The organism is Rhodanobacter sp. FW104-R8, from assembly GCF_001617365.1.
In the GTDB taxonomy this organism is placed as follows: domain Bacteria; phylum Pseudomonadota; class Gammaproteobacteria; order Xanthomonadales; family Rhodanobacteraceae; genus Rhodanobacter.
In genome coordinates this window covers 48,924-55,481 of sequence record NZ_LVJR01000123.1, presented here as the reverse complement: position 1 = coordinate 55,481, position 6,558 = coordinate 48,924, and the positions used below count along the sequence as shown (strand labels likewise).

The 6,558-nt window shown below is 69.9% G+C and carries 6 protein-coding genes; 4 read left to right on the top strand and 2 right to left on the bottom strand.

Annotated features, from left to right (window positions below; translation table 11 throughout):
• Positions 1-116: 116 nt before the first annotated feature.
• The 4 genes from RHOFW104R8_RS16540 to RHOFW104R8_RS16525 all read left to right on the top strand — a co-directional run bounded on the left by RHOFW104R8_RS16540 (position 117) and on the right by RHOFW104R8_RS16525 (position 4,474).
• Positions 117-1,235 carry a sulfate/molybdate ABC transporter ATP-binding protein gene (locus tag RHOFW104R8_RS16540; protein WP_068093511.1) on the top strand — a complete coding sequence of 373 codons (1,119 nt, stop codon included), beginning with the start codon at positions 117-119 and terminating at the stop codon, positions 1,233-1,235.
• A gap of 229 nt (positions 1,236-1,464) precedes the next feature.
• Positions 1,465-1,836 (top strand): BlaI/MecI/CopY family transcriptional regulator, encoded by a 372-nt coding sequence (locus tag RHOFW104R8_RS16535; RefSeq protein ID WP_068093400.1) that lies wholly within the window; start codon positions 1,465-1,467, stop codon positions 1,834-1,836.
• Entirely contained in the window at positions 1,823-3,373 is a 1,551-nt protein-coding gene (locus RHOFW104R8_RS16530) for a M56 family metallopeptidase (protein ID WP_068093402.1), read from the top strand. Before RHOFW104R8_RS16535 ends, RHOFW104R8_RS16530 begins: the two co-directional genes overlap by 14 nt.
• Positions 3,374-3,472: 99 nt before the next feature.
• On the top strand, positions 3,473-4,474 hold the full coding sequence (locus tag RHOFW104R8_RS16525) for an isoaspartyl peptidase/L-asparaginase family protein (RefSeq protein ID WP_068093404.1): 1,002 nt from the start codon (positions 3,473-3,475) through the stop codon (positions 4,472-4,474).
• Between the two features lie 108 nt (positions 4,475-4,582).
• Here the strand turns inward: RHOFW104R8_RS16525 and RHOFW104R8_RS16520 are convergent, their stop codons facing one another.
• Positions 4,583-5,167 carry a response regulator transcription factor gene (locus RHOFW104R8_RS16520; RefSeq protein WP_068093406.1) on the bottom strand — a complete coding sequence of 195 codons (585 nt, stop codon included), beginning with the start codon at positions 5,165-5,167 and terminating at the stop codon, positions 4,583-4,585.
• A gap of 58 nt (positions 5,168-5,225) precedes the next feature.
• Positions 5,226-6,500: an ATP-binding protein gene (locus RHOFW104R8_RS16515; protein ID WP_068093514.1), complete on the bottom strand. Its 1,275-nt coding sequence runs from the start codon at positions 6,498-6,500 to the stop codon at positions 5,226-5,228.
• Positions 6,501-6,558 lie beyond the last annotated feature (58 nt).

Here is a 6,558-nt window from a genome sequence, read left to right as displayed (position 1 = left end):
GGCCTCGCTGCTCGCCCTGCTGGCACTGGTCACGCTTGCCGTGAAGACCTTGCTGGAATGGCGCTACGGCAACGAGATCGCCGCCCATGCGCCCGGCGGCCACTGAAGGACGCCGCATGACCCTGGAACTTTCCCGCCTGCAACGCCGCTTCACCGATTTTCCCGCGCTGGACGATGTCAGCCTGACCATCGCGCCGGGCGAATTCCTTGCCCTGCTGGGGCCGTCCGGCTCGGGCAAGACCACCTTGCTGCGCATTCTGGCCGGGCTGGATTATCCCGACAGCGGAGGCGTCTCGCGCGACGGCGAGGATTTCCTCGCCATGCATGCGCGCGAGCGCGGGGTCGGCCTGGTGTTCCAGCACTACGCGTTGTTCCGCCACCTCACCGTGACCGAGAACATCGCATTCGGCCTGCGCGTGCGTCCGCGGCGCTCACGTCCTTCGCGCGCCGAGGTCGGCGAACGGGTGGAGCGGCTGCTGAAGCGCGTGCAGTTGGAAGGCCTCGGCAGCCGCTATCCGGCGCAGCTGTCCGGCGGCCAGCGCCAGCGCGTCGCGCTGGCCCGCGCGCTGGCGGTGGAGCCCGATCTGCTGCTGCTGGACGAACCGTTCGGCGCGCTGGATGCACAGGTGCGCGTCGCCCTGCGTCGTTGGCTGCGCGAGCTGCATGAGGAGCTTGGCCTGACCACGGTGTTCGTCACCCACGACCAGGAAGAGGCGCTGGAACTTGCCGACCGCATCGCGGTGATGAACCGGGGGCGGATCGAGCAGGTCGGTTCGCCCGAGGCCATCTACCAGCAGCCGGCCACGCCGTTCGTATGCGAGTTCATCAGCAAGGTCAATCGGTTGCCGCTGCGCTGCGAACAAGGCCGGCTGGCCGCCGGCACGTGGGTGCTCGGCGACGATCCGTGGCAGGGCCGGCATGCGCGCGCGGTCGCCTACGTGCGGCCCGAGCATCTCGCGCTGGACGCGTCTGCCGCGCAGCCCGGCTGGACGGCGCGCCTGCGGCATGTCTATCCCGCCGGCAGCATCGCGCACCTGGAGCTTGCCGTGGATGCGCCGGAGCAGACGCTGGAAGCGGATGTCGCGAGCGAGGATCTGGCCCGGCTCGGCCTGCGTGCGGGCATGCAGCTGCACGTGGCGCCGCGCAGCGCGGTGGTCTTTCCGCAAACGCAGGACGGCACGCCGGTGCCCGACGATCGCTGGACGTGGCAGGCAGGCGCAGCCGCGCCACGTTGACCGCACATGCTGTTGCGGCAACGCGCGGGCTCGCATTCAGCGCGCGCGCAGTACGACGACGGTCGGATCCAGCGGCAGACCAGGCGTCACGGACCCTGTTTGCGACGTCACTGAAACCATTGGTTGGACATGGCATGGACCCCGCGCCTCGCGTGGCATTGCGGCACGGCTTGACGTGAGCATTTACGCATGTAAACATCATTTCACTTACACGCGTAAACGATGACTCATGGCGATCAGCGAAGCGGAAGCGGTGGTGATGGATGTGCTGTGGCGCGAAGCCCCGCGCAGCGCCGAGGAGATCCTCGCCGAGGTCGGTCCGACGCAGAACTGGCAGGAGGGCACGGTGAAATCCCTGCTAAATCGTCTACTGCGGAAGAAGGCCGTGCACGCCGCGCGCGATGGTCGCCGTTATCTCTACACGCCGCTGCTGAAGCGCGAGCAGTACGTCCAGCAGGAGAGCAAGGGCCTGCTCGACCGCCTGTTCGGCGGCCGCGTGGCGCCGCTGGTCGCGCACTTCTCCGAACAGCGCAAGCTGTCGAAGAAGGATATCGCCGAACTGCGCAAGCTGCTGCAGGAGCTCGACGATGAACAGCATTGAGCGGGTTGGAATGGACTGGCTCGGGATCGACTGGCTCGGGCGCGGCTGGCTGCTGATCCTCGCCTTCACCGCCGCCGCGCTGCTGGTGGCCGCATTGCGCAAGCCGTGCCGCCGCCTGTTCGGCGCCGAGCGCGCGTTCCAGCTGTGGCTGCTGCCGCCGCTGGCGATGCTGGCCAGCCAGCTGCCGCTGGCGGCGGCGCCGGTCGCGACGCTGCCGCCAGCGGTGATCGCGATCATCTCGGTTGCCGGCGCGTTGCCGGCGGATGCCGCACGCGCAAGTGCCCCCGACTGGCGCGCTGGCGTCGTGCTGGTCTGGCTTGCCGGCAGCGTGTTGAGCCTGCTGCTGGCCGTGCTCGCGCAGAAGCACTACCGCGCCCGGCTGCGTGGAGCCACGGCCGTGACCAACTTGTCCTCCCGCTGGCCGGTGCTGCGCGCCGCGGGCACGGATGTCGGCCCGGCCCTGGTCGGCGCCTGGCGCGCACGCATCGTGCTGCCGGCGGATTTCGAGCAGCGCTACGACGTCGGCGAGCGTGCGCTGATCCTCGCCCACGAGGCCGCCCATGCGCGCCGCCGCGACGGCTGGTGGTGCCTGCTGGCGCGAACCCTTGCCGCGCTGTGCTGGTTCCACCCGCTGGCATGGTGGGCGCTGGCCGCGCTGCGCCAAGACCAGGAACTGGCCTGCGACGCCGCCGTGCTGCGCGAGCACGGGAAACAGCGCCGCAGCTATGCGAACGCGATGTTGAAGACCCAATCGGCCGCGTTCGCGCTGCCGGTGGGGTGCACGTGGTCCCCTCGTCATCCACTTACGGAGCGTATTGCCATGTTGAAACTGCCATCACCGAACCGCCGGCGTCGGCAAGCCGGGACGATCGCCGGCCTCGCACTCGCCGTCATCGTGGCCGGTTCGGTCTATGCCGCCAGTGCGCCGCAAGGAGAGCGCACGGCCCGGAAGGTCCAGGGTCCGGAATACCAGTTGGACATGCAAGTCGAGCTGACGAACGACGACGGCCACAAGCGCCATGTGGAGACGGCGGTCCTCGCGCTGTGCATGGCGCCCGGCAAGGCCGCGGCGGCAAGCGTGGGCGCCCTGAAGGTCGAAGCGACCACCGTGCCCGCCGGCGATGGACAGGTACGCATCGATCTTGCCGTGACCGGCGCCGGCACCCCGCCGCAGGTACCCGGCCAGTTGCACGGTGCGCTCGGCAAGACGTTGCACGCCGCCGGTAGCGGAGTGGACGGCAAGCATGCGTATGCCATCGACGTCACGCCGCAGGCGGGCTGTCCGGCACGTGTGGCTGCCGAAGCCTCTCCGGTCAAGGTCACCGAACATGTCACGAACGGCACGGCGGGCGCCGTGGCGGAATCGATAGCGGCGAAGGCGGGCTGGACGCTCGTCAATCCGGACGCGCTGGGCAATGCCCCGGTCACGTTGTCGTTCGACGACATGCCGGCGGGCACGGCGCTGCAGCGGGTGGCCGACCTCGTCGGCATGAAGCCGGAACTGGACGGCAAGCGGGTGCGTTTCGCGCCCAAGTGACAAACCGGGCCCCGGTATACTCGCGCCGTTGTCCGGGAGAACGCCCACGTGAGACCGCACCGCCTGTTCCTTGCCTTCGCCGCTTTTGGGGTTGCCGCCATGAGCCACGCCGCCGTCCCGCCCGTGCTGGTGATCCACGGCGGAGCCGGCGTGATCAAGCGCGACATGACGCCGGCGAAGGAGCAGGCGGTGCGCGCGGCGATGACCCAGGCGCTGCAGAACGGCTACGCCCGGCTCAAGGCGGGCCGGAGCGCGCTGGATGCGGTGGCCGCGGCGATCACCGTGCTGGAGGACGATCCGAACTTCAACGCGGGCAAGGGCGCGGTGTTCACCCACGAAGGAAAGAACGAACTGGACGCGGCGATCATGGACGGCAACACGCTGCGTGCCGGTGCGGTGGCCGGGGTGCAGGGGGTGAAGAACCCGATCCTGCTGGCCCGCGCGGTGATGGAGCAGTCGCCGCACGTGATGTTGTCCGGCGCTGGCGCCGAGGCCTTCGCGAGGGAGCACGGCATCACCCTGGTCGATCCGTCGTACTTCCGCACCGAGGAACGCTGGCAGCAGCTGCAGAAGGCGCTGAAGGAGGATGCCGCGAAGCAGCCGCATGCGGACGTCGAGACGGCCAGGCACTTCGGCACGGTCGGCGCAGTGGCGCTGGATGCGCAAGGCCGCCTGGCCGCGGGTACCTCCACCGGCGGCATGAACGACAAGCGCTGGGGCCGCATCGGCGACTCGCCGATCATCGGCGCCGGCACCTATGCCGACAGCGGTTGCGCGGTGTCGGGCACCGGCTGGGGCGAGTTCTACATCCGCACCGTGGCCGCGCACGAGATCTGCATGAAGGTCACCCAGATGCGCGTGCCGCTGAAGCGCGCCGCCGCCGAGGTGATCAACCAGGAGATCCCGTCGATGGGCGGCAACGGCGGCGCGATCGCGCTGGATGCGGAGGGCCACATCTCGATCCCGTTCAACACCGACGGCATGTACCGCGGCTGGATCGGTGCCGACGGCGTGCCGCACGTGGCGCTCTTCAGCGACGAGGACGACGGCACCGCGGAGTTGCCGGCGCCGGTGCCGGCCGATAGCGTCGCGCAGCCTTAGACGGCGCCTCTGCTTCTGTAGGAGCGCACCCTGTGCGCGATGCCCTGATCGCCGAACCAAGCCAAGAGCTATCGCGCACAGGGTGCGCTCCTACGCGTGCCGCCCTGGTCAGTCTTCGCGGTCGGGGCGTTCGCGCACCGGGTGCTTGCTCAATTTGCGCTGCAGGGTGCGGCGGTGCATGCCGAGGCGGCGGGCGGTTTCGGAGATGTTGCCGTCGCACTCGGTCAGTACGCGCTGGATGTGTTCCCATTCCAGCCGGCGCAGTGCCAGCGGCTGCTCGGGGGTGTCCGGCAGGTCGCTGTCCTCGACGTCGCTGTCGCCGTCGAGCAGGGCGCGCACCACGGCGTCGGCGTCGACCGGCTTGGCCAGGTAGTCGTGGGCGCCGCGCTTGATCGCCTCCACCGCGGTGGCGATCGAGGCGTAGCCGGTCAACAGCAGCACGCGCAGGTCCGGCACCAGGGTGTGCAGTTCGGGAATCAGGCGCAGGCCGTTTTCCTCGCCCAGCTTCAGGTCGAGCACGCAGTAGCGCGGATGATGCCGCCGCGTCAGCGCGCGGGCCTCGTCGAAGTTGCCGGCCGTGATGACCTCGAAGCCGCGCGAAGCCAATGCGCGTGCCAGTACGCGCAGGAAGGTGGCATCGTCGTCGACCAGCAGCAGCGGGCGGGCCGTGGCGGCGTGGGGCAACTCGGTCATGGCGGTGGTTCCTGGAGGTGGCTCGGTGGCCCATTCTGCCGGAAGCGTGCCCGGCGGGTCATTTTTCGGCGATCACCGCCAGCGGCAGGCGCAGGCAGACCTCGGCGCCGTGCCCGGTGTTGCTGGCGACCAGCTCGCCGTTGAGCCGTTCGGCGGTCGCTTCGGCGAGGGCCAGGCCGATGCCCAGTCCGGTCTGCTTCTGCGAGTGGCCGATGAGGGTCAGTTCGCCGGTGGCGTCGAAGCCGGGGCCGTGATCGCGCACGCCCAGCTGCAGCCAGTCGCCGTCGCGCGCGACCTGCAGCGCCACCGCGTGCGACTGGTTGATGGCCGAGGCATCGGCGGCATTGTTGAGCAGGTTGAGCAACGCATGGCGCAGGCCCGGCGGCGTGCGCAGCACGACGCGGGCGATCTCCGGGTCCAGCGCGAGATCCAGTTCGGCCTCGGGCCGCAGCAGCTGGAAGCGCTCCAGGCAGCCGTGGATGAACGCGGCCACCGTGAGCCGCTCCGGCTCCTGCGACAGCTGCGCCTTGCCGAACGCGACCATCTCGCGAAGGATCGTGCGGCAGCGGTCGACCTGGCCTTCCAGCAGCGCCAGGTCCTCGGCCAGCGTCGCATCGCCGGCATGCTCGCGACGCAACTCCGGCAGCAGGGTGCGCATGGTCGACAGCGGCGTGTTGAGTTCGTGCGCGGCGCCGGCGGCCTGGGTGGCGATCGCCAGGATGCCCTCGTCGCGCAGCGCGCGTTCGCGCACCCGCTGCACCTCGAGCTGCTGCAACTGCAGCACACGGGCCAGCCGGCTGATGAAGAAGCTCAGCAGCAGCGCCATGATCACGAAGTTCACGCCCATGCCGACCACGTGCAGCGTGAAGCGGCTGGTCGAGCCGGCAGGCATCGGCAGCGGCAACGGCACGAACGAGTAGAGCAGGATCACGTAGGCGACGCCGGCCAGGGCAGCCACCGCCAGCACCGCCCGGCCCGACAGGGCCGCGGCGCTGAGCGCGATCGGCACCAGCAGCAGGGTGATGAACGGGTTGCTGGCGCCGCCGGTGAAGTACAGCAAGTAGCCGAGCACCAGCGTGTCGAACGCGATGTGGCCCACCGCCTCCCACTCGCGCAGCGGCCACGGCTGGGTCAGCCGCCACGCGGCGAACACCGAGAACACCCCGAGCAGGCCGATGCCGAGCAGCAGCGGCAACAGAGGGATGCTCAGGCGCATCCACCAGGCGCACACCAGCACGGCGGTGCTCTGGCCCGCGATGGCGCAGATCCGCAACCACGCCAGCGTGCGCGTCAGTGCGAACGGGCCGATGCGTTGGGAATGCCGGTGCGGCATGGCGGTCATCCAGGTTTGCTGAAACCGGCGGGCTCGGCGCGCCGTGCGCGACGGGCCC

Excerpts from the sequence above, each read along its gene's own strand:
- RHOFW104R8_RS16540 (WP_068093511.1), top strand. The coding sequence starts at position 117 with ATGACCCTGGAACTTTCCCGCCTGCAACGCCGCTTCACCGATTTTCCC.
- RHOFW104R8_RS16535 (WP_068093400.1), top strand. The coding sequence starts at position 1,465 with ATGGCGATCAGCGAAGCGGAAGCGGTGGTGATGGATGTGCTGTGGCGC.
- RHOFW104R8_RS16530 (WP_068093402.1), top strand. The coding sequence starts at position 1,823 with ATGAACAGCATTGAGCGGGTTGGAATGGACTGGCTCGGGATCGACTGG.
- RHOFW104R8_RS16525 (WP_068093404.1), top strand. The coding sequence starts at position 3,473 with ATGAGCCACGCCGCCGTCCCGCCCGTGCTGGTGATCCACGGCGGAGCC.
- RHOFW104R8_RS16520 (WP_068093406.1), bottom strand. The coding sequence starts at position 5,167 with ATGACCGAGTTGCCCCACGCCGCCACGGCCCGCCCGCTGCTGCTGGTC.
- RHOFW104R8_RS16515 (WP_068093514.1), bottom strand. The coding sequence starts at position 6,500 with ATGCCGCACCGGCATTCCCAACGCATCGGCCCGTTCGCACTGACGCGC.